The sequence below is a fragment of the Pseudomonas sp. PAMC25584 genome, assembly GCF_058135675.1.
In genome coordinates this window covers 5,606,383-5,633,221 of sequence record NZ_CM176870.1, presented here as the reverse complement: position 1 = coordinate 5,633,221, position 26,839 = coordinate 5,606,383, and the positions used below count along the sequence as shown (strand labels likewise).

The 26,839-nt window shown below is 55.3% G+C and carries 19 protein-coding genes and 1 tRNA gene; 6 read left to right on the top strand and 14 right to left on the bottom strand.

Annotated elements, in window-relative coordinates; genetic code table 11:
• Positions 1 to 543: 543 nt before the first annotated feature.
• Positions 544 to 930, bottom strand: a complete 387-nt coding sequence (locus ACS5Q8_RS26380; protein ID WP_465160377.1) for a hypothetical protein — start codon at positions 928 to 930, stop codon at positions 544 to 546.
• 447 nt (positions 931 to 1,377) lie between these two features.
• Here ACS5Q8_RS26380 and ACS5Q8_RS26375 point away from each other — a divergent pair, with 447 nt between their 5' ends.
• The gene (locus tag ACS5Q8_RS26375) at positions 1,378 to 1,587 is read left to right on the top strand and encodes a hypothetical protein (RefSeq protein WP_465159579.1); all 210 of its coding nucleotides are present in this window, start codon (positions 1,378 to 1,380) and stop codon (positions 1,585 to 1,587) included.
• Between the two features lie 214 nt (positions 1,588 to 1,801).
• Positions 1,802 to 3,379: an ATP-dependent nuclease gene (locus ACS5Q8_RS26370; protein ID WP_465159578.1), complete on the top strand. Its 1,578-nt coding sequence runs from the start codon at positions 1,802 to 1,804 to the stop codon at positions 3,377 to 3,379.
• Between the two features lie 33 nt (positions 3,380 to 3,412).
• Here ACS5Q8_RS26370 and ACS5Q8_RS26365 read toward each other — a convergent pair whose 3' ends face one another.
• Entirely contained in the window at positions 3,413 to 3,967 is a 555-nt protein-coding gene (locus tag ACS5Q8_RS26365) for a hypothetical protein (RefSeq protein WP_465159577.1), read from the bottom strand.
• A 435-nt stretch (positions 3,968 to 4,402) separates the two neighbouring features.
• Here ACS5Q8_RS26365 and ACS5Q8_RS26360 point away from each other — a divergent pair, with 435 nt between their 5' ends.
• Complete coding sequence (locus ACS5Q8_RS26360; protein WP_465159576.1) at positions 4,403 to 5,566, top strand: ATP-binding protein; 1,164 nt, start codon at positions 4,403 to 4,405, stop codon at positions 5,564 to 5,566.
• A gap of 486 nt (positions 5,567 to 6,052) precedes the next feature.
• On the opposite strand, the gene ACS5Q8_RS26355 is transcribed toward ACS5Q8_RS26360, so the two are convergent.
• From ACS5Q8_RS26355 to rpsU, 10 genes are all read right to left on the bottom strand, one after another.
• The gene (locus ACS5Q8_RS26355) at positions 6,053 to 8,218 is read right to left on the bottom strand and encodes an AAA family ATPase (protein ID WP_465159575.1); all 2,166 of its coding nucleotides are present in this window, start codon (positions 8,216 to 8,218) and stop codon (positions 6,053 to 6,055) included.
• Entirely contained in the window at positions 8,215 to 8,688 is a 474-nt protein-coding gene (locus ACS5Q8_RS26350; RefSeq protein ID WP_465159574.1) for a hypothetical protein, read from the bottom strand. Before ACS5Q8_RS26350 ends, ACS5Q8_RS26355 begins: the two co-directional genes overlap by 4 nt.
• Complete coding sequence (locus ACS5Q8_RS26345) at positions 8,675 to 9,343, bottom strand: hypothetical protein (protein ID WP_401326288.1); 669 nt, start codon at positions 9,341 to 9,343, stop codon at positions 8,675 to 8,677. The genes ACS5Q8_RS26350 and ACS5Q8_RS26345 overlap by 14 nt, the downstream gene beginning before the upstream one ends.
• Positions 9,340 to 12,576, bottom strand: coding sequence for a hypothetical protein (locus ACS5Q8_RS26340; protein ID WP_465159573.1), 3,237 nt, complete (start codon positions 12,574 to 12,576; stop codon positions 9,340 to 9,342). The genes ACS5Q8_RS26345 and ACS5Q8_RS26340 overlap by 4 nt, the downstream gene beginning before the upstream one ends.
• On the bottom strand, positions 12,569 to 13,984 hold the full coding sequence (locus ACS5Q8_RS26335) for a tyrosine-type recombinase/integrase (protein WP_465159572.1): 1,416 nt from the start codon (positions 13,982 to 13,984) through the stop codon (positions 12,569 to 12,571). The genes ACS5Q8_RS26340 and ACS5Q8_RS26335 overlap by 8 nt, the downstream gene beginning before the upstream one ends.
• Before the next feature lie 162 nt (positions 13,985 to 14,146).
• A tRNA-Ile gene (locus ACS5Q8_RS26330) sits at positions 14,147 to 14,223 on the bottom strand.
• A 137-nt stretch (positions 14,224 to 14,360) separates the two neighbouring features.
• Positions 14,361 to 18,104 (bottom strand): EAL domain-containing protein, encoded by a 3,744-nt coding sequence (locus ACS5Q8_RS26325; protein WP_465159571.1) that lies wholly within the window; start codon positions 18,102 to 18,104, stop codon positions 14,361 to 14,363.
• A 135-nt stretch (positions 18,105 to 18,239) separates the two neighbouring features.
• Positions 18,240 to 20,090 (bottom strand): RNA polymerase sigma factor RpoD, encoded by a 1,851-nt coding sequence (gene rpoD, locus ACS5Q8_RS26320; protein ID WP_276195146.1) that lies wholly within the window; start codon positions 20,088 to 20,090, stop codon positions 18,240 to 18,242.
• 67 nt (positions 20,091 to 20,157) lie between these two features.
• Positions 20,158 to 22,128, bottom strand: coding sequence for a DNA primase (dnaG, locus tag ACS5Q8_RS26315; RefSeq protein ID WP_276195145.1), 1,971 nt, complete (start codon positions 22,126 to 22,128; stop codon positions 20,158 to 20,160).
• A 449-nt stretch (positions 22,129 to 22,577) separates the two neighbouring features.
• Positions 22,578 to 22,793, bottom strand: coding sequence for a 30S ribosomal protein S21 (rpsU, locus tag ACS5Q8_RS26310; protein ID WP_002551877.1), 216 nt, complete (start codon positions 22,791 to 22,793; stop codon positions 22,578 to 22,580).
• Positions 22,794 to 22,996: 203 nt separating this feature from the next.
• Here rpsU and tsaD point away from each other — a divergent pair, with 203 nt between their 5' ends.
• Entirely contained in the window at positions 22,997 to 24,022 is a 1,026-nt protein-coding gene (gene tsaD / locus ACS5Q8_RS26305; protein WP_247395853.1) for a tRNA (adenosine(37)-N6)-threonylcarbamoyltransferase complex transferase subunit TsaD, read from the top strand.
• Between the two features lie 33 nt (positions 24,023 to 24,055).
• Here tsaD and plsY read toward each other — a convergent pair whose 3' ends face one another.
• Positions 24,056 to 24,625 carry a glycerol-3-phosphate 1-O-acyltransferase PlsY gene (plsY, locus tag ACS5Q8_RS26300; protein WP_025857033.1) on the bottom strand — a complete coding sequence of 190 codons (570 nt, stop codon included), beginning with the start codon at positions 24,623 to 24,625 and terminating at the stop codon, positions 24,056 to 24,058.
• 72 nt (positions 24,626 to 24,697) lie between these two features.
• On the opposite strand from plsY, the gene folB reads away from it, so the two are divergent.
• Together folB and folK are read left to right on the top strand one after the other, a co-directional pair.
• Complete coding sequence (gene folB, locus ACS5Q8_RS26295) at positions 24,698 to 25,051, top strand: dihydroneopterin aldolase (protein WP_026140135.1); 354 nt, start codon at positions 24,698 to 24,700, stop codon at positions 25,049 to 25,051.
• Positions 25,042 to 25,560 carry a 2-amino-4-hydroxy-6-hydroxymethyldihydropteridine diphosphokinase gene (gene folK, locus ACS5Q8_RS26290; protein WP_276195142.1) on the top strand — a complete coding sequence of 173 codons (519 nt, stop codon included), beginning with the start codon at positions 25,042 to 25,044 and terminating at the stop codon, positions 25,558 to 25,560. The genes folB and folK overlap by 10 nt, the downstream gene beginning before the upstream one ends.
• Here the strand turns inward: folK and ACS5Q8_RS26285 are convergent.
• Positions 25,555 to 26,784 (bottom strand): multifunctional CCA addition/repair protein, encoded by a 1,230-nt coding sequence (locus tag ACS5Q8_RS26285; protein ID WP_276195141.1) that lies wholly within the window; start codon positions 26,782 to 26,784, stop codon positions 25,555 to 25,557. The genes folK and ACS5Q8_RS26285 overlap by 6 nt on opposite strands.
• Positions 26,785 to 26,839: the final 55 nt, after the last annotated feature.

Below are 26,839 nucleotides of genomic sequence, written 5' to 3'. Positions count from 1 at the left end.
GATGCCGGTTGATCAAGGAAGAGAGCTGCTAAATCTGGTGAGCGCACTGCGAGAATCTAAAGCTCATCCAGGTCTCGATAGGGTCTTCGAACACATGCAACACGAACTCAGTACATCCATTGACATAATCGAGAATCCACCATCTTGGGGCCCTTGGTGCCGATGAGGAGACCAGTAAAGCCTTCAGATCTCTGCATCCCAAGAATCCTTGTCGAGATAGGTCTAGTCAACGAACATCTCGTTGAGCTCCGTATAAGCCCAGAGGGCGAAGACGCCGGCGAAGCGAGCGGCTCGGTTCACGATAGCCGACCCGGCAGGGTGCGCCCGACCAAAACGATTTCTGGAGAGGCTTATGAGTCGAGACTCTAAGGACACGGTGTACTGCAGCATTCAGATGCCCATGGCTCAAGGCCGAGAGCTACTGCAAATCATCGCAAAGCTCCGAGCCTCAGGTGCTCACCAATCACTCGAGTCCGTTCTCAAGGAAGCCCAAGGCGAGTTGGAGATCGATGTAATCAATCAAGGGTTTGCTGGTGAGCTCGATCATTCTTGCTCCCTTCCATCATGCTCATCACACCGGGTGCGAAAGAATCTTCCACCATTACGAAATGTTCCCCGGCCACCGCAGACTTCACAGGTGTAAAACGACATTTCGCCGGCCATTGCCACAATCCCTTCTAGGTAAAGATCACCAGATGCGCCGCTGTAGTAAAAGCGAAGCTGGCCCTGTTTTTCCTTGACCTGTCTGGCTACCACTTGCTCCGAGCGTCCATCGTCCACGCGCTGCTGAATGAGGTTGCACATGCCATCTATCAGGTCTAGCCATCCATCCTCGCACTCGAACAGGGAAGGGCTGTTTGTCGAAGGGGCAGAGGCTGGAAATATCTGCGGGAATTTTTCCGTCAGATGGAGGCGATGCTTGATATCCATAGACACCTGGCTTGAGTGAACTGTAGACGATTGATATACACCAGATATCAACGACCGTCAGTGGAGACTAATCGAACTGGGTAATGGCCATGGTATGGGCAAAAAAATGCATGTGTGGTCGTCCCAAATGAGCATCCTGAGCTATTTGTGATTTCCCCGGTAATTCGATAGCAATGTCCACTGAGTCGGTCTCCTACTATCAACCATGCGATCTGAGATTAATCTTGCCGACAAGCATCGATTTTATCCACATCCAGCCAACGCAGCTAATGCATTTGAACTGTAAGGCAAGCGGAGCGCGCAGGCGTGCAGGATGGAAGCCCGAAGGGCCGAGACGCCGGCGCTTGCGTCAAGGCTCGGTTTACGACAGCCACTTCCCCGAAGGGGCACGCCCCAACGCCAGGCCGTATGAACTGGAGACGAAGAACATACTGCGAGGATGTGCCGATGGGAATGAAGAACGATGACGACACAGTGTACTGCGACGTTCAAATGCCCTTAGCTAAGCGCCGTGAGGTGTTGCAACTGGTGACGACAATGAGAGAGTCGAAAGCCCATCCGAAACTCGACAGAGTTTTTGAACACATTCAGGACGAGCTCAGCACCTCAATCGACATTGTTGAGAACCCGCCGACCTGGGGGCCTTGGTTTCAGTAAACCTCACCACAGCCCATACTGTTTCTTCCTGTATATCGCGGATAACCCACCAGTGTGAAAGCTGCCGGTGCCGGCGAGTACAACTCCTGCAAGCACCTCTCCTTCCGTCTCTCTAGGTACAATACGAGCGTGCCGCCTGCACCGCTCGGGGCTCATTTTCAGAAGATGTCTAATGAGTGCGCCTATCAAAATCAATTAGTAAAGGAATACAATCTTGCATATTAAAAGTTTTGGTCTGTTGGGGCTTCGAACACTCTGCCTCAATAACATCATGCAGACCAACTCCCTCAATCCGCGTGATGTTCCTCAAGTCAAAGCTTCAAAGGTTAATATTTTTGTCGGCCCCAACGGCGGCGGTAAGTCAACTGTGCTAGATATGGTGCGCGCACTCAAGGATGTTGAGATTATAAAAACGATTGCTCGTGAAAACATGCGATTCACTACCGTGGCGACTTCCATCATTTACTTTGACAATGGAACTCAGGTGGCTTCAGTATTCAACAAGCTAGATATTGATGAATTTGGCACGTACATAGCCGTTACTACACGAGACGACGCACACCTATTCAAGGGAAGCATTTACAGTAAATCGTCAAAACCGCCAAAAGAGCTTTTAAAGGTTTTAGATAAATTAGAAGCAATAATTAGTTTTCGCTCATCACACGACGAGCGCGGAGTTTGTATTCACAAAATCATCAATGCGCTCAATAATGATGGCAAGCATCTAGTGGGACTCGCGCCGCATCCATTGCAGCCCGACCAAGTAGACTATAAAAGGCCTCCAAATGCAGATGACACCTACAAGCAAGCCAATCCAATTAGCTTTCTTGATAAGAACACTTTAGGTGTCTACCTCAACGATGACTTAGGTCAGTACAACCATATCCCAATAAAGATGCTGCCGTCTGGATGGCGGGCGTTTGCTGGACTAATAGGATGGCTGAACTCTGTTAATGATGACCAGATATGTGTCATCGAGGAGCCTGAAGTCCACCTGCATCCAACGCTTCAGAGACTCATGATGGCTAGAGTTTCTGAAATCGTCACCCGCAAGAACCTTCAGCTTTTCATCTCTACGCACTCTTCTGTGCTTCTAGACATATCAAGCTGGTCTGTACCAGACACAAAGCTATTTGAAGTCAATGGTTACGCATTATCAGAATTAACATCACCTGCAAGGGCTCTGTCAGGGCTCGGCATAAAGCCAAGCGATGTTTTCCAAGCTAACGGAGTGATATGGGTCGAAGGGGCGTCTGATCGAATCTACATTTTGCACTGGCTTTCGCTCTGGTGTTCGACGCATGGTAAATCCATGCCCATGGAGAATCTTGATTTCTCCTTCGTTTTTTACGGCGGCTCTATGCTCGGCCATTTCACATCAAATGCTACGCCAGGATTAATTGACATATTCAGTATAAACAGGAACTCCATAGTAGTTATGGATCGAGATCTAGACTTTCAGCGCGCAGCTGACGGCACTGATGAATGCATTAACCAAAACTGCGTGAAATATCAGGTTTGGGCAGACATTGCTGAACATGAATCGAAGACAGGATATTGCTGGGTGACTGATGGCTATACGATTGAAAGTTATTTGCCAGCAGCTTTTCGAGACAAGCATTATCGGATTTTCGGCGCTAGACTAAAGCAAATTAATACTTATTCAAAAGTTACAATCGCGGACAAGTTCGTAGCCGGGGGTAGCGCTTTCAACCATAGCTATGACCCACAAACCGACTTGCCAACTCAGATTGAAAGACTTTTCAACACTATTGAGGCATGGCAGTTGTAGGCCCAAGCGTCGGCAAGCCTCGCCTCAAGGCAATCAAAGGTCTGCATCCCAAGCATCCATCGCCTCGCCCACAGTAGCCAACCAGCGGAGATGATCGTTCTGTATGGCACTGGCGACGTGCTTGGCGGTGTTGGCTTCGATCCAAGATGGAAGACTATGCGCGCCGTCCGAAAACAGGCTTGCGGTCGCGACAGCGAATCGCCCCGTACTCGTGGACTTGAGGCATACGTACCGCACCACAGCGCCACTCAGCAACCGACGCCAGGTCACCACCTCTATACAGTCCGTGGCGCTCACCGGAGCCTCTACGATGGGACTCACTAACGGTTCCACCTGGGCATCTTCCGCTGCTCTGAATGATCGGTTAGGCGCTTCTGGCCTGTGGACAAGATGCTTCAACTGCTCACGCGAGGCGACTATCTGGTCGCGGAGCTCTTCGGGGTCGATAGACATGCTGCCCCGGTCGGTGACCGAAAGAGTCTTTAACCCGTTCGCTGCCAGGATGAACTCACGCTCGCGCTTCTGCTCCCAATCGGGACGGCGGTCGGGATAGAGGACGTTAAAGACGCGTTTTAAAAACTTCAGCATCATTCCTAGCCTGATTTGAGGGAGGCAAGCTCTGGCGATCATACCTCACAGCCTCAATGATGCTCACACCACCATTGGTTGTCCCCCCCCCCTCAAAAGATGGGGCATGGCTATACCGGCGATGATGGCAAAATAGTATGTTTCGCAAGACAAGTGGAAATCAGGCGCAGGGAATGTGGAATCTTGAACCCGAAGTGGCTCGGTTCATGACAGCCGTTATATACGGGCACGCCGATCCATTGATGGAGGAAATTTCGTGCTAGGCGCCCAAATAGGACTGGGAGCGCTTAGAGCTGAGATAAAGTCCACTGAAGCCCAGCTCATCTATAATCACTCTATAATTCACTATAAACCCGCTCTACTGACCTAGCATGTACCAAATAATTGGTCTATAGTCACTCTATAATTACCTATAAACGAGGTTTGAGAGTCGCCATGACTGAGACTGTGAGTGTTTACCACCGCACCGAATTAGCCAAACGCATTGCGCAACTGATCCTTCAGGTGGCGGTGGGAAGCTCTGCGAGCTCTGGCGTCTTTCTTGCTGCACCTCGGCGTACCGGAAAATCCACATTCGCACGCGAAGATCTTCGGCCTGCTTTAGAAGAGCAAGGAGCATTGGTGCTTTACGCCGACCTCTGGAAAGATCTGACCAAAGACCCAGGCCAGGTGATCGTCAATACCGTTCGAGAGGCAGTGGGTAAAAACGAGGGATTCATAACACGTTTGGCCAAATCGTCTGGGATGGAAAAGGTCGCCGTTGGTGGATTGAATTTCAGCCTGGATAAGATTGGGCTCGGAAAAGATATTGATCTCACAACCGCCTTGGTCGCGCTGTCTGATGAGTCAAAGAAAATGATCGTCTTGATCATTGATGAGGCACAGCATGCGATCACGACTGAACAAGGCGTAGCAGCCCTGTTTGCTCTCAAGGCAGCCAGAGACGAGCTCAACAGCTCCTTGCATCATGGCCTTCGTGTCGTCTGCACCGGCTCGAACAGGGACAAGCTGGCCATGCTTCGCAACAGCAAGGATCAAGCGTTCTTCGGGGCAGCGATGGTGCCATTCCCCACGCTAGATCAAGATTTCATCAACTGGCTCTGCGAAAACATTGATCTCCAATGCCAGCTAGACCCTTCCGAAGTGTTCCAGCTTTTCAAGGACAGCGGCTTTCGCCCCGAGCTGCTCGGGGCAGCAGCTGACCTGATTCGGTTCGACTTCGCCATCGACCCCAAGACGATACCTGAACGATTTGCCGAATTAGTACGAGCTCTGGCAGACGAGTTGAATACCAACCTGAAAAAGGTGATCCATAGCCTTACCCCTATCCAATCAGCCGTCCTTCGTGTCATGAGCGCAAAAGGCGAAGGCTATGCTCCATTTGAAGCTCCAACGGTACAGCTCTACGCTAAAGCAATGGAGCAGGCTGGAATTGAAGTTAGTGATATAAAGGCTGAAGTCCCAGGCGTCCAGCAAGCCCTCATCGCCCTGCAAGAAAAGAAGCTGGTATGGAGAGCTTCGCGAGGTGTGTATGCGGTTGATGAGCAAGTAATCGTAGACATTCTTCGCGATGACGGCCTGTTGGAAGGTTTGTCCTGATCGCTGCTCACCGTTGAGTCCTCTCCCGACCTCTTCTGAAGGTAATGCCAGCGAGGCAAACTTCGCTTGCCCAGCCCCTCCGTTCAACCAAATTGGTTGAGGGGAGAGGGGTTATTGGCTGCGAGACAAACGGCACTAACCTCCAAGCATCCGAGCCTCGCACTCTTCTTGATCAACCTGTCTTGATCTGGTTCAACGCTGAACTCACAGTGGACGTTCGACTGGAGCTGATCCTTCTGATACTCACTAGGCAAGCGGAGCGCGCCCGCCCGAATGGCCAAAGGCGTGAGGATGGAAGCCCGAATGGCCGAGACCTTGGCAGCGCCAGGGCTCGGTACGCGACAGCCGCTACCCGCAGGGGCACGCCCAAACTGAAAGAGCAGCGTCATCAGAGCTCCGCATCCCAAGCATTCATCGTCTCACTCATGGCCGTTAACCAATGAAGTTCAGCGCTCTGAACGGCATTGGCGACCTCCCTGTTGGTATTCAAAACGAGAAACCAACACAGAGCGTGTCGCTTCGGTTTGGGCGAGCTACCCCCTGCTGCATGATGTTCTGCGTGCTTAGGATCAAAGCCAGCCGCTTAGATCGGGAGACGGCTGTGTACAGCATGCTTCGTTCCACAAATTCACTTTGACTCAGAGTGCAAAGGATCGACGTCTCGTACTCGCTGCCTTGCGCCTTATGAATGGATATGGCGTAGGCAAGCTTCATTCCCAACCCGAACAAGTCCATCCTGGACAGGGTCACTTCGAACCCATTGAAGAAAAACACACCTGAAGTCTGGCCATCGATTGACGTAACGCCAGTCATGATCCCGGTGTTGCCGTTGAACAGATTATGCTCGTAGCTATTCTGGGTGACGATGACGGGGTCGTTAACTCGCAGCCAGTATTTGCCCATCCAGATGCCCTGCGTCTCGTCTGTATGCTGGAGGGCGCTTTGCAGATGTTTGTTTATCTTGTGCCCGGAATCCGGCATGCGATCAGACATGTGTGGCGTCAGGATCTGAGCGTCAGGGATGATCTGCTTGATCTTCGCGAGGTGTGTCAGCATGTCCTGCGTGTTTGTGCAGGGGATCAGATAAACCCCATCGCGCTCGCCATTCCAGAATGGCAAGGTGTCCAGGTGACCAGATCTAATCTTCATGGCGATGTTCTGAAGGTGACTGTTGCCGATAGACCTGTGAACCTTGATCAGGTGAGTCGACGGTATCGCCTTCGATTTGGCCAGTGCATGGAAGAAGATTCCATAACCAACCGGAGATAGCTGACCGGTATCGCCTACTAGCAAGAGAGACAGTTCTTTCTTCGCGAAGGCATTCAGCAGTTTCAGCATCAAGGCGATGTCTACCATGCTGGATTCATCAATGATTACCAGAGGGTCGCCTCCAGTGCTGATCCCTGAGCTTGCGGTGCTGATTTTGATCAAGAAGCTGTGGATCGTGTAGGTGTCTCGGCCAACAGACTCCTTGGCGCGCTCCTTGGCTTTTCCACTCAGTGCTAAGACATGCACTGGGCGGTGCTGAGAGGCTATATCAACGATGGCTTTCAGCACGGTTGTCTTGCCCGTACCGCCAAATCCAGTCAGCGTGCTGATGCGATTAGTAAGCGCCATCAGCACTGCGCTTTTCTGGTCTCGGGTGAGTGAGTGTCCAGGCACGCTCTCACCGTGTGCGCAGTAATCTTCAATCGCTTGCTCCAGTTCCTGCGGAGAACCGTGAAGCAATGAGGCCTGAGCGGACAGTAGACTCGCGACTCGCTGCTCGAGTTTACTTTCGACAAGGGCCGCTCCCAGTGGCTGGATAAGCGTCGTCCCTTGATCCTTCTTAACGCATACAGCACGCCTTTTTAGGGCGCATTCGATAGCTTGGTCTGCCAGTCTGGCGGATGGAAGCTTCTGCATCAGGGCGGCTTTTAGCTCTTCTATTTCGTATGCGGTATGGCCCTGATCCAAGCGCACATAGAGCAAATTCTCCACAAGGCCGGCCAGCCTGCGTGGGTCATCACGAGGTATGCCTAGCTTGGCTGCTGCGGCGTCTACGATTTTCCACATGTTCGGGTGGATGCCTTGAAACGCAATGAGGCTGTACGGATTAAGCTTTAGGCGCTCTACCGTATCCGTCTGGCAAACCTTGAGAATGCTTTTGGCGAGCCCAGGATCGAAGTCGTGCTCCATGAGAAATTCAATCGTTGAAATCTCATCCTGCAGTGTCCTCCAGGCATCCACGACCTTCTGGGCGAGATCGGGATTAATAAATTCCGCCAGGTAGCTGACCCTGCCTGCAGTCAATGCCTGAGCAAGGTTTTCTGCGCCAAATGCCCTGACCAGTTTCGAGACTTTCGCTTTGCCGAATGACAGCCCGCGAAATGCAGGATGCTTTATCAGCAATCGTTCCACATATGCCGCTATGGGCAGGTTTACGATGTGACAGCTTTCGATCAGAACGAAATCCCTGTACTGATCATGCCCTGTGATCGAGCCTTTGAACTGCCAGCATTCACCGGGTTGAGGAATGCGGGTTATGACTTTATAGCTTGCTCTGCATGTGTAAATTTTGTTTTGGCCAATGATGCGCCCGGAAAAGACTGCACCGCCAAAACTGCCTGGCTTCACCGAGCTCACCTGGATCACGCTCGACAGATTGCTCATAGGATGAATGACCGCCCGGAGTCGATCATCAAGTCCTGCTGGCTACTGATTTCCTGTGCAGATGTGCGAAGCAACCGCAGCTCGGCAGAGAGTTGCTCAACTTGCTCGCGGAGCAGTTCGTTTTCCTTCGACTTTTGCTCAAGCATTACTCGCAACCGATTCGCTTCGCGACTTTTCGAATCCGCCATATCAATCGCCAGAGACTCAGGATCTTTGGCCGCAACAAACTCACTGCCTATGCGGCGAATGTCCTTCGCGATGACCTGCTCAAGGGTTTTGCCCTGTGAGCAAAAGATCTTCTTGGCGCTTTCAGAAAACCACTGCCTACGATTACCACATTCATCAGCGACTTTGCTGAAGTTGACGGCGCCAAACTGATTCACAGGGAATTTTTTTCCAGCCTGTTCAAGCTGCAGCACGTAGTCCCTGTAGCGGTCGTACGGAGAGCGCTTCTGATCACTTGTGTCCATGGCTTTTCTCTTTCGCTTTCAACCACAGAATGAACGGCTCAACCACCTCTGTTGGCACGAGTCCCTCCCTAGGTTCAAGGTCGTCAAAACTGCAGCAAATCTTTTTAGCCTGCATGTCAACCGTAAACATCCCATCACTTGCATCGAGCACCAACTTGAGGGCCCGGCAGGTTTTGTCAAACTTCGCCATGAATCCTTGATCCACATGCGTTGTGTCCGGCAGGGTTACTGGCTGAGCACCATGGCTACGGAGGGCTGAGCGCAGAGCTTCGACCTCCTTCCTCAGTTTCTCTGTCTCAGCTTGAAGTTGGTCTGCTCGCTGAACGGCCAGCTTTCCGACAAGCTTGTCCTTCTTGGACTCCATGTTTCCAGCAGCATCCCAGTGCTTGAAGAATATTGGCCCGAGCAGAGTCCAATAGTCAGTGCTCTGTACCAAGGTTCTGTAGCCAATCTTCTTTTCGTTTACGGGAAGCCCATCGTTGTAAAGTTCGGCGCAGAATCTTGAGTAAGGCGTAACCCCATCGAATGATGCTTTTCCTACGAAAGACTTCAGCTTAGGGATTACTTCGTCTTTAATTCGGGAAATTCTATAGTCGCGGTTCAGCTTTTGAGAGCCTGCAAAGCGGTTTTGGCCCTTTTTCGCACCTTTGCTCATGCAGGAACACCTCCTGGGCTCGAAATTAGCTTCAGGATTGCAGTAGGTCGTTCCAAGGCCATGGGCTTACTCATTGCATCATTCAAATCATGCAGTGAAAGACCCAGAACTTCACACGTAGACCGAATCAGGCCCCTAAATTCATCGATCAACGTGAATCCTGTAGGAGCTTCTTGCAGCATACGGTTAAAGTCCCCAGTGAATGCAAGGAGCTTGTTTCTTGCCACTTTAACCTGCTTGTCTAACTGTGGAGTGAAATACTCCGCATGCGACTTGGCTTCTGCAGTGCGAGCAATCAGGTTGGAAAGCGAGTCTTTCTTGAGCTCTAAGCGCTCCAGGTGCTCTGAGACGATTTCAGGTTTCTCTACCAGGAAGCTCTCACGCGTTTTGATTTCGTTATGCATTTGCTCGAGGCAGTGAGCAGTAACGCTCCATGAGATGATCTCTGCGGCGAGGAATTTGCGACGATTGGCTTTTGGCACAAGGCTTTCAGGCGATGCTCCATTCCTTTTAGACTCAGCGATATAGGCCTCCAGCTCGCTACACTCGTCAGTCAGCACACGAATGTGACCGTATATCCTTGGCAGGTGGTCGACAGTTTTGACCGAGTAATAGCAGCCCCCGCACGGCATACTTATCCCAGGAATGGCACCCAGGTCTTTAACGACGTCCGCTGGGCAACGATTACCAAATGGGCAGATATGAGTGGGCATGAAGGCCAGCGAGTCGATGGGGCGCTGCCTTGTCTCCCTGACACCCGAAACCACATCATCCTTGGTCTCACGGTCAAATGAGATCGCACCGAAGTCAATCAGAGACTTCTCCTTGTCTCGCCGGAAAGCCTGCTGAAGCTTCGATGCAACGTCTTCTGCTTTGATGTTAGACATTGCTGGGCGGTCAACTAGCCAACCATGCTCAATACTCAATTTTTGATACTGGGCAACCGATTTCAGGTATGCAGGGTCAACTTTTGCGTAATACATTACATGTTCATCACTGGCATGGCCGGTAATAAATGCGCCGATGATGTGTGGCGGCAAAATTGGGATGTATTCAGATACAACTGATACTCGGCAGGAGTGCGGGGTATGTTCGATTAATTTGCAGGCCTGTCCCTCAAGTTTGATCACGGTGAGATAGTCGTGAGGATCATCAATAGATTCCAGATCCCCCACAGCCTCTGGCATTGCGTTCGTCGCCTCAATGCCCAGCTGAAACCTGCAGAACAAGTCGAAAGAATAAATTAGCCTTTTGAAATATTTCGCATAGGCCTCCGGAGTCAGCACGCCAGGACTTGTTCCCTTCGGAAATAGCGTGATGATTTTGCCATGCTCATTTTCTTCATGGTAGTCATACCAGGTTTCGACATCCATTGCGGGATCGTTAAACCAAGGGATCATGGCTTTTTGACGATCCAGCAGTTCAATTACCGTCTTCGAAACAGTAGCGTCCCAGGGGCCGTTTACTTTGTCAGTGTTGATGCGTAACTTGCAAAGCGGAGGCAGGGGTCTTGAACGATCAATTCGCATATCATAGGTTCGCTTCTCTAGCCAACGTATGTGAATACTACGAACCCCTGTCTCCAGTGCGATGATATTATGTCTGATGTAATTGAGCTGAGGATAGAACACCCACTTCCCTTCGCGTTCAACCGAGTGTTCAATAATTGGCACGACGAACCTTGGAAGAAGTCGCAGCGCCTCATACTTCATGGGGCGATTATCTTCGGATTTAGGCTGCGAAGCGTCAAATGATGGGTTCCGGTAGAACACAATTGGAACGTACCCAAGTTTTTCAGTTTGAACGATTTTTTGGGTATTGTTCCAGTCCTTTGTTTCAATATCAGCCCTGAATTTTTTGTCGAATAGGTTTATTTGTTCGTGATATACCCTTTCGGCTAGGTGAGTTGTGAAAGACTCTATCGCGTAGCAGTATTGGAGAAGGTATGGGAAATGCTCAGAATGAAATGCAGGCTTATTAGAGCTATTCCTTCTTCGCACGATGGGGAAATCGAGCTCAAGTATGGGGCAAACAAAACCAGAAAGTTTATCGTCGGCGCTCGAGTGAGCCGTCAAGTAGTTGAAGAAGCTGGTGATGTGGTACATGATCTGCTGGATCGTTGAGTTTGACCTGCCTCGACGAAGAAAAGTGAGGAAGCCTATGTATCCATCGCCTTCCATGTGCGTCCGATTTAGCTCACTTGGGTGAGGAGGAAGCAATCCCGTGGCAGTAGGGTATTCGCCAAACAACCAGGTATTCAGAACTGAGAAGCTCTTGCTGTAAGCGTCGAAAGACTTAATTCCCCGAGACTTTTGTAAGCCGGTGTATTTGTCCTGATATTTCAACCACGACTCGACACTTTCCTTGTGCTCATCAGGACAGTCATATTCGCCAGATGCCAGAGCTTTTCTACTGGCGTGCAAATCATTTTTAGGGCGGACGGCGGCCTGGCTACATCTGTCAGAATACAGCCTCTGAACATAGTTCCAAAACGCGGCTGGGGCGATGGGGTACTGGAACCAGTCAACGTCATTTCTTCGCGTTAAGACCAAGTGGTCGGCGAGGTCAGCGATGTCATCTGGATTGATGTCTTCGATTCTATGCCAGTCTGTGCAACGAATCATGCGCCATGCGTACCATCCAAAGTTTTTGACGGCACTAGGCTTCATTACGGAGGTAATGTCCGGAATGTCTTCGTAGGTAACATGCGAGACAAACGGTTTGCTCACAAATGCAAGCACCTCGGTATAGGATGCTGCAGCAAACTCATAGAAGTTGGTTCCTTCGTCCTGATTGTGAACCGTGGGCTTCCTTAGGTCAGCCGGGAGCAGGACAGCTCGCTCCTGCCAGAGAAAGTGAAGAATTAAGACGCAGTCTTTACTCAGCCTCTCCAAGGAAGACTTGTTGAGCCAGTCAATAGAGGCCTTCGGAACGACCTGCTTCGCAATTTCTATCGGTGCAGTCTTTTTCGTGCAAGCTAAAGCATTACGCACCCACACTTCATCATAAATAGGTGCATTCGACACGTTCAGGTGGTCATCAAACAGGCGCACGATGGACGCGTTGTAATATTCGTTACGAGCGCCGCTTGTTACCTTACTTGGAGAGATATAGTTCGTGCCAAACAGCTCTTTGCAGACGCAAGCCTTGGCTTTCGTGATCGCCTCTTTAATGGAGCTATCAAGAGGCGCTCCAGTTTTGATAATCTGAATATCCTTAGTCAGGTTAATCATGCTGCGTCCCTTGAATGCGATTCGCCTCGTCCTTCAATACTTCGAGCTGGCGCAGATAAAATTCCTCGCGAATTGTGGTAAAGGAGGCATCGCCTCTTTGCATGACGTACTGGTTAGCATGTTGAATGTATGCTTCGATGATGTCGGTGTCGTGCTTCGCGTACTTCATCGTGGATGTAACGCTGGCATGGCCCATCAGGATCTTCACGTAGGTAATGGGTAGGCCAGGAAGGGTTTGACCAGGAACTGGCATGTAATTAAGCGTGTAGGTTCCGTACATATGCCTCAGAGAGTGAGTGCTGATGCCTGTGACGTCCGGCAAGCCTGCCTTCAAAGAGTATTTCTTAAAGGTTTTGTCACGGCTGCTCCTGTCGCTTGCGAAGAAGGGCCTGCCGTCAGTGTTTTGAAATAAGAAATCATGTCCAACACTAGAGTTGTATTCTAGGGTCAGGTACTTCTCAAGGTTCTCCCAGAATATTTTAGCGAACGGTTCAATCATGAAGGTCACCTCGGTCTCCCGACCTTTCCAGGAGAGAAGCTTATGCTCTTCTTCAGTAATACCAAGCGCTTTCCTCGCAAAGGGGTCGCGTAGGAACACTGCAAAATCGTCATCATCGATGTCAGACATTCGAACTTGTAGCGCCTCGCTTGTACGCGAACCTGTCGCGGCAAGTAGGGCGTATAGCGTCATATCCCTGTAAAATGTCGTGGACTTTGCAGGCTTGGCCTGTCTGAGAAAGTCGACGGATCGTTCTATAGGGAATGGGAGGATCTTGAACGGCTGCTTGTCGTGTTTGCTGTTCCTACGCCCTGCTTTAGCAAACAGCTTATCTCTCTTGCGTTTAGGCAAAACTGAGTTCAGCGAGCCACGAATGACTGCTGCCATCCATGAATTAGCTTTTTGGGCCGAAACCTCATATTGACTTCGATATTCGGCATTGCTCGAGCAGAACCGACTGAACAGATGGTCAGGTGCTGTCATGTTTTTTGACTCGGCTACCTCAAGAAACCATCGAATAGACGACTCTATTGATTCTGCGATTGAGTTTTGACCGGTTAGCCGTGTCTTTCCCAGGCTATGGGCCAGCGTCTTCGCTATCGGATTTGTGGCGTCTGTACCGAAGAGGAGATAAACCTGATAGCTGTAGATGACGGTCTCGATAGTGACCTCGACATCTGCAGGAAATTGGGTCTTCGTCGCCTCGTACACGTAGTCGATGAAGCGGCCAACGTGCTCCGAGTAGAGCTTATCGGTGTTTACGGCATAGCCCCTACGCGCCAGCCAACTCGTGTAGTCGGTGAACGGTTTGAACTCGCGTGCCTCGTCGGGCATGCCAGGGTCGAGATGAAGCAGGATGTAGTTAGCCTCGCTCGTAACGGGCGCTTCGACCAAGATGAAGTTTTTCATGAGCTCTTATTCCAAATACCACACCCTATTAGCTTTGGGTGTCGCACTTGCCTTTGTCAAGGAAAAGACTCAAGTGGGTGAATCAGGCCAACGCAGAAAGCTCCGTCAGCATGGCCGTTGGCCGTCTGCGGAGTGCGCTAAGTGCTTGATTGTAAGGGGAGATGGGGCCACCGGCGGGAATCGAACCCGCGACCCACCGATTATGAGTCGGTTGCTCTAACCAATTGAGCTACAGTGGCGCTGAGAAAGTGCAAAGCTATCAAAAATCAGGTTAAAATGCCACACCAACATTCGTACCACATAAGAACCGTGGACCAAAGGATTATGAGTCCTCTGCTCTGACCAACTGAGCTATAGGCCCTTAACAGGTCGCGGATTATAGCGATGGTTTCTCCACTGTGCTATCCGAAAAATCCTGAACCTTCATACGAAGAAACGTCGCGGCAAAAAGCTCCGGTGGCAGGGGCAGGCTGACGATGTAGCCTTGCATCTGTTCGCAGCCTTCGGCGGCGAGGAAGGTTTGTTGTGCGGGGGTCTCCACGCCTTCGGCAATGATGGTGAATTGCATGCTGTGGCCCAGGGCAATGATGGCGCGCACGATCGCCACGTCGTGGGGGTCGTCGGGCAGGCCGCGGATGAAGGATTGGTCGATTTTCAGGAAGTCCAGCGGCAGGCGCTTGAGGTAGCTGAGGGATGAATAACCCGTGCCGAAATCATCGATCGCCAGTTGTACGCCAAGGTGTTTGAGCTGGTGCAGCACGTCCAGCGCTTCTTCGGCCTGGCTCATGATGAAGTTTTCGGTGATCTCCAGTTGCAGGCAGCCGGGTTCGAGACGGTAATCGCGCAGTAACTGTTCGATGCGTGACAGCAGGTTGGGTTGGCGCAGTTGTGCCCCGGCGAGGTTGACTGACAGCGGGCCGAAGCGCTCGAAGGCGGTTTGCCAGGCGTGCATTTGTTGGCAGGCCTGTTCCAGGACCCAATCGCCGATTTGCAGGATCATGCCGTTCTCTTCGGCCAGGGCGATGAAGTGTTCGGGCGACACGTCGCCGAAGGTCGGGTGGTGCCAGCGGATCAGCGCTTCGGCGCCGATCAGTTGTTGGGTCTTCAGGCTCAGTTTGGGCTGGTAATACAGGCTCAGCTCATCGCGCTCGATCGCCCGGCGCAGTTCGTGTTCCAGCGCCACGCGTTCTTTGGCCTGGGCGGTCAGGTCGCGGGTGTAGCCTTCGACACGGTTGCGGCCCTTGGCTTTGGAACGGTACATCGCGGCGTCGGCGTTTTTGACCAGGGTGGCGACGTCCATGCCGTCCTGCGGGTATAGGCTGGTGCCGATACTGGCGCTGATAAAAAACTCGTGTTCGCCCGCCTGGAATGGCGGGGTGAAGCAGGCCAGTAGTTTATTGGCCAGGTACTGGGCGTCGCTGGCTTGCTGCAGGCCGGGCAGGAGGATGATGAATTCGTCGCCGCCCAGGCGGGCGACGGTGTCGATGTCGCGCAGTTGCTCCTTGAGGCGCACGGCGATGTTCTGGAGCAGCAGATCGCCGATCGGGTGACCGAGGCTATCGTTGATGTGTTTGAAGCGGTCCAGGTCGAGGAACAGCACGGCGCCCTGGTTGCCGCTCTCCTGTTGATTGGCGAGCGCGGCCTGTAGCCGGTTTTCAAACAGCGTTCGGTTGGGCAGGCCGGTCAGCGGGTCGTGATGCGCCTGGTAGTCGAGGCGCGCTTGGGCGTGTTTCAGGCTGGAGATGTCGGCAAACACCGCGACGAAGTGCGTGATCGCCTGGTCGCGGTTGCGCACGGCGCTGATGGTCAGCCAACTGGGGTAGACCTCGCCGTTCTTGCGGCGGTTGGCGATCTCGCCTTGCCAATGCCCATGGGTGGTCAACTGGTGCCACATCGCGGCATAGAACGCGCTGTCATGCAGGCCGGAGGCGAGCAGGCGCGGGGTGTGGCCGAGGGCCTCAGCTTCGCTGTAGCCGGTGATTTCGCTGAAGGCGCGGTTAACGGCGCTGATGTTTTGTCGGGTGTCGGTGATCAACACGCCTTCGGCGGTGCTTTCGAAGACGGTGGCGGCCTGTTGCAGTTTTTCCTGCATCTGTTGGCGTTCGGTGATGTCCCGGGCGATGGTCAGCATGCAATCGTCATTGCCGATGGGCAGCGGGCTGCTGGACACCTCGCAGAGCCGAATCTGCCCGTCGCTGCGGCGGATATGGCAGATGAAATCGCGGACAGACCCGTCGCGTTGCAGCAGCTCCAGCATGTGTGTGCGTTCGTTGAGGTCGACCCAGATGCCCAGGTCCAAGGTCGACTGGTCAAGGGAGGTTGCGGCGGGGAAGCCGGTAATGCGGCTGAACCCCTCGTTGACCTCAATCAGCAGACCGTCGCTCTGACGGCTCAGCAGCAAACCGTCGGGCGAGGCGTGGAAGGCCTTGGCGAATTTTTCTTCAGACGTTTGCAACTGTTGCTGGGTTTCCTTGAGCTCGGTGATGTCGCGCACCACCACTACCAAGGCTTCGGTCGTGTCGAGCTGGAATGGCTCGGCGGAAATCAGCCCGGTAAAGGCTTGGCCGTTGCTGCGCAGGAAGGGCATTTCCAGGTTGCGAATGCTGGTGGACTGCACCCGTTTCAACAGCTCCAGGCCGATGCCCGGGATACCCCAGATATTCAGCGTAGTAGCGGTTTTACCGATCACGTCCTCGGCCTTCAGGCCTACTTGATCCTCAAACGCTTTGTTGACCTCCAGCAGGCAGCCATCGGACATCCGTGCGATCACCAGGATGTCGGGGCACTGCTGGAACACCGAGGCAAACTTTTGCTCGGATAACTGCAACGCCTCTTCCGTGCGCTTGGCTTCGCTGATATCGATCATCAAACCGCGCAGCACCGGTTCATGGCCGTGTTCGATCAGGCTGACAATGTCGCGTACCCACAGGCACCGGCCGTCGGCGGTGATCACTCGGTAATCGACGCTGTGATCGCGGTTGGCGCGGGTTTCGCGGTAGCAATAGGCTTCTGTGCGCGTCAGGTCGGCGGGGTGAATGATGTTGCGCCAGAAGCCTGGAATCAGCCAATGGGCGCTAGGGTAGCCGAGTAATTCTTCGGCATGCGGCGACACGTAGCTGTAGGTGAAATCGGCAATGCTGGCCTCCCAGGCAATGGCGGACAAGCTTTCCACCAGGCCGCGATAGTGATATTCGCTGCTGCGCAATTCCTGCTCGAGGGCGACACGCCGGGAAATTTCTGAACTGAGCCGACGATTGATCCTAATCACGATGACCAATACGGTGCTCAGCAGCAGTATCGTGGGCAGGCCATACGTCAGCAGATCCGTCCAGAACGTGTGGTGATCGGTGAGGCTGCCGCCCCAGTGTTGCTGGATCGCTTGCGTTTCGTCCGGGCTGAGGTCGGCAAGGACCTTGTCCAAAATCCCCACCAGCATTTTGTTGTCACGAGGCACGCCCATTGCGAGTTGGTAGCGGTAGGGCGTTTCACCGCTGACGTACAAGCCATCGAGCTTGAGCTGGCGCAGGCTCCACACGATCGAGGCCAGGTCGCCGACCACCGCGTCCACTTCATCAGTGGCCAGCGCTTGCAGGGTCGAGCTCACATTCGGCATGGCCACCAGGTTGAGGTCGGGGTGGTGGGTGCGCAGCAATTCATGGGGCGCGTAGTTTTCCACCACGGCAATCTTGAGCCCGTAGAGGTCCTTCAGGTTGCGCGGTTGCGCACCGCCTTCATGGGCGAGGATGACGACGGGGAAATCCAGGTATGGCCGCGTGAACGCCATATAGGCCTGGCGCTCGGGGGTGGACATGATGCCCGGCAGCAGGTCGAGCTGGTTGTTGCGGGCCTGCTCGAGTACAGCGCTCCAGTTTATCGGCTCGATCAGCTTGATCCTGACGCCCAGGCGGTCCTGTATCAGGCGCACGTAATCCGCCGCCAAGCCTTGGTAGCGACCATTCTCGTCGCGGTATTCGAAGGGGGGCCAGGAGGCATCCACCCCCAGGCGCAGCTCCTGGTGGTCCGCCAACCAGCCACGCTCATCCTCCGTGAGAGTCAAGGCGCCAGCCGTTGCGGTCCAGGTCAGCAGCGACAGCAACAGCACAGTCGGCAATCTGGGCATAACGGTCTCGTTATGGCACGGGGAATGTTTCGAGTGTAGACGGGCATTGCGAGGATGGGGTGTTGCGCGGGACTGAATCTATAGAAAGTAATCTATAGAAAGCAAAACCCCCGGCCTGGGCCGGGGGTTCTGGGATCACTCGTCGAGGAAGGAGCGCAGATGCTCGCTTCGCGTCGGGTGGCGCAACTTGCGCAGCGCCTTGGCTTCGATCTGACGAATCCGCTCACGGGTCACGTCAAACTGTTTACCGACTTCCTCAAGGGTGTGGTCGGTATTCATGTCGATGCCAAAACGCATGCGCAGTACCTTGGCTTCACGGGCAGTGAGGCCGGACAGTACGTCGCGAGTCGCTTCTTTAAGGCTCTCAACGGTGGCGACATCGATTGGCGACTGCATCGTCGAGTCTTCGATGAAGTCACCCAGGTGGGAGTCTTCGTCATCACCGATCGGGGTTTCCATGGAGATCGGCTCTTTAGCGATCTTCAATACCTTGCGGATTTTATCCTCAGGCATTTCCATGCGTTCGCCCAGCTCTTCCGGGGTCGGTTCGCGACCCATTTCCTGCAACATCTGCCGGGAAATGCGGTTGAGCTTGTTGATGGTCTCGATCATGTGCACCGGAATACGGATGGTGCGGGCCTGGTCGGCGATCGAGCGAGTGATCGCCTGACGAATCCACCAGGTGGCATAGGTCGAGAACTTGTAGCCGCGACGGTATTCGAACTTATCCACAGCCTTCATCAAGCCGATGTTGCCTTCCTGGATCAGATCGAGGAATTGCAGGCCACGGTTGGTGTACTTCTTGGCGATGGAGATCACCAGACGCAAGTTCGCTTCAACCATCTCTTTCTTCGCGCGGCGGGCCTTGGCCTCACCGATCGACATGCGACGGTTGATGTCCTTGATCTCGGCAATCGTCAGACCGGTTTCGGTCTGAAGTGCGGTCAACTTGTGCTGGCAGCGGATGATATCGGGCTGCAGGCGACCAATGGCTTCAGCGTATTTCGCCTTGCCCTTGGCCAGTGCGTCGGTCCAGCTTTCGTCAACTTCGTTGCCCGGGAACTGGCGCAGGAAGTCGGTACGCGGCATGCGCGCATCACGAACGCAGAGCTGCATGATCGCCCGCTCTTGTGCGCGCAGACGCTCAAGGGCACTGCGAACGCGTTCAACCAGGCCTTCGAATTGCTTCGGCACCAGCTTGATCGGCATGAACAGCTCAGCCAGCGCCGCCAGTTCGGCAATCGTCAGCTTGTTGGAGCGACCGTGCTTTTTCAGGGCTTTGCGGGTGATTTCCATTTGATCGGAAACCGCACCGAAACGCTGGGCAGCGACGATCGGATCTGGACCGCTTTCGACTTCATCTTCGTCATCGGTGCTGGCTTCAGCGTCGTCCTCTTCGGCATCGTCGTCCGCTTTCACGGCTTTCGGGTCGACAGGCGGCGGCACTTCGGCAGCAGGTGGCGCAATGCCGTCGTCCGGGTCGATATAACCGCTCAGGACGTCGGACAGGCGGCCACCTTCGGTGGTGACGCGAGTGTACTCGGAGAGAATGTGGTCAACCGTGCCAGGGAAGTGCGCGATTGCGCCCATCACTTCACGGATACCCTCTTCAATACGCTTGGCGATTTCAATTTCGCCTTCGCGTGTCAGCAACTCGACGGTACCCATTTCACGCATATACATGCGCACAGGGTCAGTCGTGCGACCGATGTCGGTCTCCACCGCGGCCAACGCGGCAGCGGCTTCTTCAGCTGCTGCCTCGTCGGTATCGGAGTCGGCCAACATAAGGGCGTCCGCATCCGGAGCACTCTCGTGTACGGGGATCCCCATGTCATTAATCATGCGGATGATGTCTTCCACCTGCTCTGGATCTGAAATATCCTCAGGCAGGTGGTCGTTGACCTCTGCGTAAGTCAGATACTTCTGCTCACGACCCAGGGTGATCAACTCTTTGATACGAGACTGCTGTTGCGCTTTTCCGGACATAACACCCTATCCACTGAAGGTCTTGGCGGGCAAAAAACAAGCCGAGGATTATACCCGAGCTACGACCTCACGCGCCAGTTAAGGTCGGGTTTGATGCGGAAACATTCTGTTTTAAGAGGTCGCGCATCTGTTTTGCTATCTGAATTTGCTCTTCAGCCGATAATCCCGGCTGCCTCGCTCTCTTGATGAGTTCATCGAGGGTCTGCGTGTGCTGACCCGCAGATAACCTAGTAATGGTGTCTAAAAACTGTTGTTCAAGGTTATCGCCGTCAATTAGCCACTCCTTTTCCGCGAGGGCTTTCAACAAACGACCTTGTTCGGTGCCATGCCAGCGGGCCATCAGTTGGATGGAGTTTAGCTTAGGATTTTTCTGCACGGCCTCGATCAGTGCGATCAGGACCTGGGCATAGGTGTTGCTCTCGTTGGCAAAGTGCTCGGCACTCTCCACCTTGCCCGCCAATTGCGGATGGTGGATGAGTGTGCGCAAGGCAATCAGCGTAGGTGCTTCTACGGCCACCGGGGTGCGCGGGGCGTAGGCCTCGTCGCGATCACCCCGCTTGCCGTTTTTGCTCCAGGGTTTCTTGTCCCATTTCTTGCCGCCGGCGCCGGGCTTTTTCGGTGTCCACTCCTGCTGGGGCGTGTAGGCCTCCTGCGATTGGTGGAAGTCGGAATAGTCCGGCATGGCGTCGTAATCCATGCCTGGGTCGTAGGCGGGCGGTGCGTCTTGCGGCGCGCTGTGGACCAGTTGGCTGACCGCTTCGCCGCTCAGTCCGGTGATTTCCAGCAGGCGCTGACGCATCAGGATGCGCAGGTTGGCGCCCGGCACTTTGTCGATCAGCGGCGCTGCGAGGGTGGCCATGTGCGCCTTGCCTTCGAGGGAGCGCGGGTCGGCTTCTTCGGTCAGTTGTTGGAAGAAATAGTCCGCCAGCGGTTGCGCATGTTGATTGATGCGCGCGCGGAAGGCGTCGGTGCCTTCGGAGCGGACCAGGGTGTCCGGGTCTTCGCCTTCGGGCAGGAACAAAAAGCGTGCGCGGCGTCCATCCTGCAGGCACGGCAGCGTGGCTTCGAGGGCGCGCCAGGCGGCGTTGCGGCCTGCCTGGTCGCCGTCGAAACAGAACAGCACGCTGGGCACTACACGGAACAGGCGCTTCAAGTGTTCTTCGCTGGTGGCGGTGCCCAGGGTCGCCACGGCATTGCGCAGGCCCTGCTGGGCGAGGGCGATCACGTCCATATAGCCTTCAACCACGATGATTTCGTCGAGGTTGCGGTTGTTCTTGCGCGCTTCGAACAGGCCGTAGAGTTCCTGGCCCTTGTGAAACACTGGGGTTTCCGGCGAGTTGAGGTACTTGGGCTTATCGTCCCCGAGTACGCGGCCACCGAAGGCGATGATCCGGCCGCGGCTGTCGCGGATCGGGAACATCACGCGGTCGCGGAAGCGGTCGTAGCGTTTGCCGGTCTCGGCGTTTTCCACCAGCAGGCCGGCGTCGATCATGGCTTTTTGCTGGAGGGTGTCGCTGCTCAGGTGTTTGTACAGGTTGTCCCAGCCCGGCGGGGCGAAGCCCAGGCCGAAGTCGCGGGCGATTTCGCCGGTCAGGCCGCGACCCTTGAGATAGTCGACGGCGGCCTTGCGCTGCGGATGGCTCTTGAGTGCCTGGCGATAAAAGTCGGCGGCGGCGGTCAGGAGTGGGTACAGCGGCGAATCGGTGGGTTGTCGCGGTTTGTGCGGGCGGCCACTTTCTTCGCGGGGGATTTCCATGCCGGCGGCTTTGGCCAGTTCCTCGACGGCCTGGGGGAAGTCCAGGTTGTCGTGGTCCATGATAAAGCCGAGGGCGTTGCCGCCCGCGCCGCAGCCGAAGCAGTAGTAGAACTGCTTGTCGGGGCTGACGCTGAACGACGGGGTCTTTTCCTTGTGAAACGGGCAGCAGGCGGTGTAGTTCTTGCCCGCCTTCTTCATTTGCAGGCGCGAGCTGACCACATCGACGATGTCGGTGCGGTTCAGAAGGTCGTCAATAAAGCTCTGGGGAATTAGCCCGGCCATGGCGTTCTCGTCATCACTGCGTGGGAATGAGGGCCCGTGAAGTGCTCAAGCGCACGTATCGTATGGCTCGACCATCAATCGTCTGCTTGGGCTGTCAGGAAGTGTATCTGCCGAACATTCACTGACGTTAATTTCTATTCAGTCTGTTCGGCGAAGAAATGTCGCCCCGGCGTCCGGTTTAGGCCAATGGCAGGCCTCGGAAGCGCATCGATGGGCACAGCCGACACAGTCGATCGTCTGCTTGAAGAAATTAAGTGTGCTCGTCAGTAGCCTTGTTAGGCTCGTCAGAAGAGACGCGCACCGCTGGCAGAAGAGCCAGTCCTGACGTGTGAAGCTGTGTCTCGGTCGCGTGTGCGGCGTCGACGATGAAGCATCAAGCGATATCCGCAAATGCCAACAGCCCGGCTGAGGGCCGGGCTTGGCAGAAGCTTGCTACGAACGTCTGTGTATTAGTACAGACGAACGGCGCGGCGCTGCTCGCGCTGAACTTTCTTGGCGTGACGCTTAACAGCGGCTGCTGCTTTACGCTTACGCTCAGAAGTTGGCTTCTCGTAAAATTCGCGGCTACGAACTTCAGCCAGAACACCGGCTTTTTCGCAGGAGCGCTTGAAACGACGCAGAGCTACGTCGAAGGGTTCGTTCTCTTTTACTTTGACGGCTGGCATCCAGAGCTACCTTCTTTCATTACCGGGAATCAACGTTCTCGTCGCAAAAAATTCGCGGCTGAGGTCGTCGGTTTTTAAGGGTTGCGGATGTTAACCCCTCATTGCCAGGAATGCAAAGCCTCTGATCGAAAACCGCTAGTCGGGAGGGGGTGTGGCGACTATTATGCGCGCCTTCGAATTCAGCCTCTACAAGGCGCAAACCCATGCTAGTACTGGGACTTGAAACCTCCTGCGACGAAACCGGTGTCGCACTTTACGACAGTGAACGCGGGCTTTTGGCCGATGCACTGTTCAGTCAGATCGACCTGCACCGTGCCTATGGCGGCGTGGTGCCGGAGCTTGCCAGCCGTGATCACGTCAAGCGCATGCTGCCGTTGATTCGCCAGGTGCTCGACGAGGCCGGCTGCGTGCCGACCGAGATCGATGCGATCGCCTACACCGCCGGCCCAGGATTGGTCGGAGCCCTGCTGGTTGGGGCTTCTTGCGCCCAAGCGCTGGCATTTGCCTGGGATATTCCGGCCCTCGGCGTACACCATATGGAAGGCCATCTGTTGGCGCCGATGCTGGAAAAAACACCGCCGCAGTTCCCGTTCGTCGCTTTGTTGGTTTCGGGGGGGCATACGCAGCTGGTTCAGGTCGATGGGATCGGTCAATACACGCTGTTGGGCGAGTCCCTGGATGATGCCGCCGGTGAAGCATTCGACAAGACCGCGAAGATGATGGGCCTCAATTATCCCGGCGGTCCGGAAATCGCGCGCCTGGCTGAAAAGGGGGTCGCCGGCCGCTTCACCTTCCCGCGGCCGATGTGTGATCGCCCGGGCCTGATGTTCAGCTTCAGCGGCTTGAAAACCTCCGCGTTGAATACCTGGCAGCACAGCGTCAGCGCCGGGGACGACAGTGAGCAAGCCCGTTGCGACATCGCGCTGGCGTTCCAGCAGGCCGTGGTGGAGACTTTGACCATCAAGTGCAAGCGTGCCCTGAAACAGGCGGGCATGCAGCGCCTGGTGATCGCAGGCGGCGTCAGCGCCAACAAGGCTTTGCGCGCGTCCCTGGAAAAAATGCTCGGCGACATGAAGGGCGATGTGTTTTATGCGCGCCCCGAGTTCTGCACTGACAACGGCGCGATGATCGCTTATGCCGGGTGCCAGCGCCTGCAGGCCGGTCAGCACGAAAGCCTGGCGATCAGCGTACAGGCACGCTGGCCGATGGAGCAGTTGTCACCGTTGTGAGCGCTCAAGGTGAGCGGGATTCATCGGCGGGATTTAAAAATGCCGTTCGCGCCCGGCAAACAGGTCGCGTAAATTGCCGCGATGGCGCCAGACGATCAGCAGGGTCAGCACGCTCATCGGCAACAGCGCCGCCGGTTCCTGCCAGGCCAGCAACGGCAGGGTGAGCGGCGTGGCGATCAGTGCGGCCAGCGAGCTGGTGCGGGTCAGGTAGAACGTCAGCAGCCAGGCGAGCACCGCCAGCAGCGCTGCCGGAGGGTAAATCCCCAGCAGCATGCCGGCCGCCGTGGCGACACCCTTGCCGCCGCGAAAACGAAAGTACAGCGGAAACAGATGGCCGAGGACGGCGCATACGCCAATCCAGGCTTGCTGTTGCAGGGTAAGGCCGGCGAGGCTGGCGATCAGTACGGGCAGCAGGCCCTTGCAGACGTCGCCCAGCAGCGTCAGGACGGCGAGCTTCTTGCCGGCCAGGCGCAACATGTTGGTGGCGCCGGCATTGCCTGAGCCACTCATTCGCGGGTCGGGATTTCCCGTCAGGCGGCTGAGCAAAATGGCGAAGGACAGCGAGCCGAGCAGGTAGGCGAGAATCGCCAGTGACCAAAACATGCTAACTATTCCGGGCGAGGACGCCCTGATTCTAACGGGGCATCGCGCCCTTGTCGTGCTGCGGAGAAGAGCTTGGACAGAGTGTTTATCGAAGGCCTGGAAGTCGACACCGTGATCGGGGCCTACGACTGGGAGCGCGGCATCAAGCAATGCCTGCGCCTGGACCTGAGTTTCGCCTGGGACAACCGCCCGGCCGCCGCGGGTGACGACCTCACTCTGGCGCTGGATTACGCCAGTGTGTCCGCGCGCATCCAGGCCTTTGCCGAGCAGTCGCAATACCAGTTGGTGGAAACCTTTGCCGAGCGTCTGGCCGAAGTGCTGATGAGTGAATTCCAGATTCCCTGGCTGCACCTCAAATTGACCAAGCCGGGGGCCGTGCCGGCCGCCAAGGGCGTGGGCGTGGAGATCGAGCGCGGATGTCGCTAACTCAGATTTACCTGGGTCTTGGCAGCAATATGGAGCGCGAGCCCCATCTGCGTGCGGGCCTGGATGCGCTGGCGGGCTTCTTGATCGACGTGCGCTGCTCGGCGGTGTTCGAGAGCCAGCCGGTGGGCATCAAGAGCGGGCCGTTCTTCAACCTGGTGGTGTCGGCTTTCACCGATCTGTCGTTGATGGAGCTGGATCGCCGGTTGAAATCCATTGAGGCGGACAATGGCCGCTATGCGCCGGATCGCAAAGGCCTGCCGCTGGATATCGATGTGCTGTTGTACGGTGACCTGGTGGGTAACTTCGATGGCCTGGTCCTGCCGCGTGCAGAAATCCTGAAAAATGCCTTCGTGCTGTGGCCGCTGTCGATGATGGCGCCGGATCGCGTACACCCTGAAGTGGGCAAGACGCTGGCTGAGCTGTGGCGGGATGCGCAGATCGATCAGGTGCTGGCGCCCGTCGGATTCGAATGGCAGGGCCAGCAACTTACACCCAGCACGCTCCTATAGGGCGTGTTGGTTCTTGTAGGCTTTCAATGTCTTGAGCCGTTCGCGCTTCAGGGCCTCGCCCAGTTCGGGGCCTTTAAAGCCCTTTTCCAGCAACGGCGCCACCGCGACCTCGCGCGCGGCCTTTGCGGCGCCGCGCAAATAATCAGCCTGTGGATAACTGCGTTGCTCGAAGCCTGTGCGACCTCGTGCGTCCATCTCGCAGGCGACCACAAACTCTTCAAAACGCTGCGGCCGACGGTAAACGTCAAAACTCTGCAGCAACTCCAGCAATGTCGAGGCTTTCAGCTCCAGCGCGCGATGACCATGGGTGTGGTATTGGCCCACCAGCAGCGCCAGTTCCTGGCAGTCCTTGGGCGCCTTGAAGCGTTCATTGACCGCTTTGATCAGCTTCAGGCCGCGCTGCTCGTGGGCAATATGCTGCGGCAACTTATCCACAGGCGTCAGGCCTTTGCCGACGTCATGCAGCAGGCAGGCCCAGCGCACCGTCAGGGGCTGATGATGCACGGCGGCCTGTTCGAGCACGCTCAAGGTGTGAACGCCGGTGTCGATCTCGGGGTGATGGGCTGCGGGCTGCGGCACGCCAAACAGTGCGTCGACTTCCGGCATCAAGGTTTTCAGGGCGGCGCAATCGCGCAGCACCTGGATGAACACCTGGGGTTGATCTTCCATCAGGGCGCGGGAAATCTCTTTCCAGTTGCGCTCTGGCGTCAAGGCTTGCAGTTCACCGGATTCGCTGAGTTGACGCATCAGGTCCAGGGTTTGCGGGGCTACCGTAAAACCCAGGTGGGCGTAGCGCGCAGCAAAACGCGCAACCCGCAATACACGCAGGGGATCTTCGGCGAACGCCGGGGAAACGTGGCGTAAAATGCGTGCTTCAAGGTCGCGTTGGCCGTGATAGGGGTCGGTCAGCCTGCCGTCGTCGTCCTCTGCCATGGCGTTGATGGTCAGGTCGCGGCGGATCAGGTCTTCTTCCAGCGTAACTTCGGGGCTGGCGTGAAACACAAAGCCGCCATAGCCCCGGCCGCTCTTGCGCTCGGTACGGGCGAGGGCGTACTCGTCGCCGTTTTTCGGGTCGAGGAATACCGGGAAGTCCGCGCCCACCGGTTTGTAGCCCTTGGCGAGCATTTCCTCGGTCGTTGCGCCGACGACGACGCGGTCGATATCGGTGACTTTGATGCCGAGAAGGCGATCACGCACCGCGCCGCCGACTGTGTAGATTTTCATGAAAAAGCCTCCATTAGCCGCACAGGATAACGCCTGTGTCCGGCCAATGGAGGCT

Coding starts and splice junctions, on each gene's coding strand:
- ACS5Q8_RS26380 (WP_465160377.1), bottom strand. CDS start 930: ATGGATATCAAGCATCGCCTCCATCTGACGGAAAAATTCCCGCAGATA.
- ACS5Q8_RS26375 (WP_465159579.1), top strand. CDS start 1,378: ATGGGAATGAAGAACGATGACGACACAGTGTACTGCGACGTTCAAATG.
- ACS5Q8_RS26365 (WP_465159577.1), bottom strand. CDS start 3,967: ATGCTGAAGTTTTTAAAACGCGTCTTTAACGTCCTCTATCCCGACCGC.
- ACS5Q8_RS26360 (WP_465159576.1), top strand. CDS start 4,403: ATGACTGAGACTGTGAGTGTTTACCACCGCACCGAATTAGCCAAACGC.
- ACS5Q8_RS26355 (WP_465159575.1), bottom strand. CDS start 8,218: ATGAGCAATCTGTCGAGCGTGATCCAGGTGAGCTCGGTGAAGCCAGGC.
- ACS5Q8_RS26350 (WP_465159574.1), bottom strand. CDS start 8,688: ATGGACACAAGTGATCAGAAGCGCTCTCCGTACGACCGCTACAGGGAC.
- ACS5Q8_RS26345 (WP_401326288.1), bottom strand. CDS start 9,343: ATGAGCAAAGGTGCGAAAAAGGGCCAAAACCGCTTTGCAGGCTCTCAA.
- ACS5Q8_RS26340 (WP_465159573.1), bottom strand. CDS start 12,576: ATGATTAACCTGACTAAGGATATTCAGATTATCAAAACTGGAGCGCCT.
- ACS5Q8_RS26335 (WP_465159572.1), bottom strand. CDS start 13,984: ATGAAAAACTTCATCTTGGTCGAAGCGCCCGTTACGAGCGAGGCTAAC.
- ACS5Q8_RS26325 (WP_465159571.1), bottom strand. CDS start 18,104: ATGCCCAGATTGCCGACTGTGCTGTTGCTGTCGCTGCTGACCTGGACC.
- rpoD (WP_276195146.1), bottom strand. CDS start 20,090: ATGTCCGGAAAAGCGCAACAGCAGTCTCGTATCAAAGAGTTGATCACC.
- dnaG (WP_276195145.1), bottom strand. CDS start 22,128: ATGGCCGGGCTAATTCCCCAGAGCTTTATTGACGACCTTCTGAACCGC.
- rpsU (WP_002551877.1), bottom strand. CDS start 22,793: ATGCCAGCCGTCAAAGTAAAAGAGAACGAACCCTTCGACGTAGCTCTG.
- tsaD (WP_247395853.1), top strand. CDS start 22,997: ATGCTAGTACTGGGACTTGAAACCTCCTGCGACGAAACCGGTGTCGCA.
- plsY (WP_025857033.1), bottom strand. CDS start 24,625: ATGTTTTGGTCACTGGCGATTCTCGCCTACCTGCTCGGCTCGCTGTCC.
- folK (WP_276195142.1), top strand. CDS start 25,042: ATGTCGCTAACTCAGATTTACCTGGGTCTTGGCAGCAATATGGAGCGC.
- ACS5Q8_RS26285 (WP_276195141.1), bottom strand. CDS start 26,784: ATGAAAATCTACACAGTCGGCGGCGCGGTGCGTGATCGCCTTCTCGGC.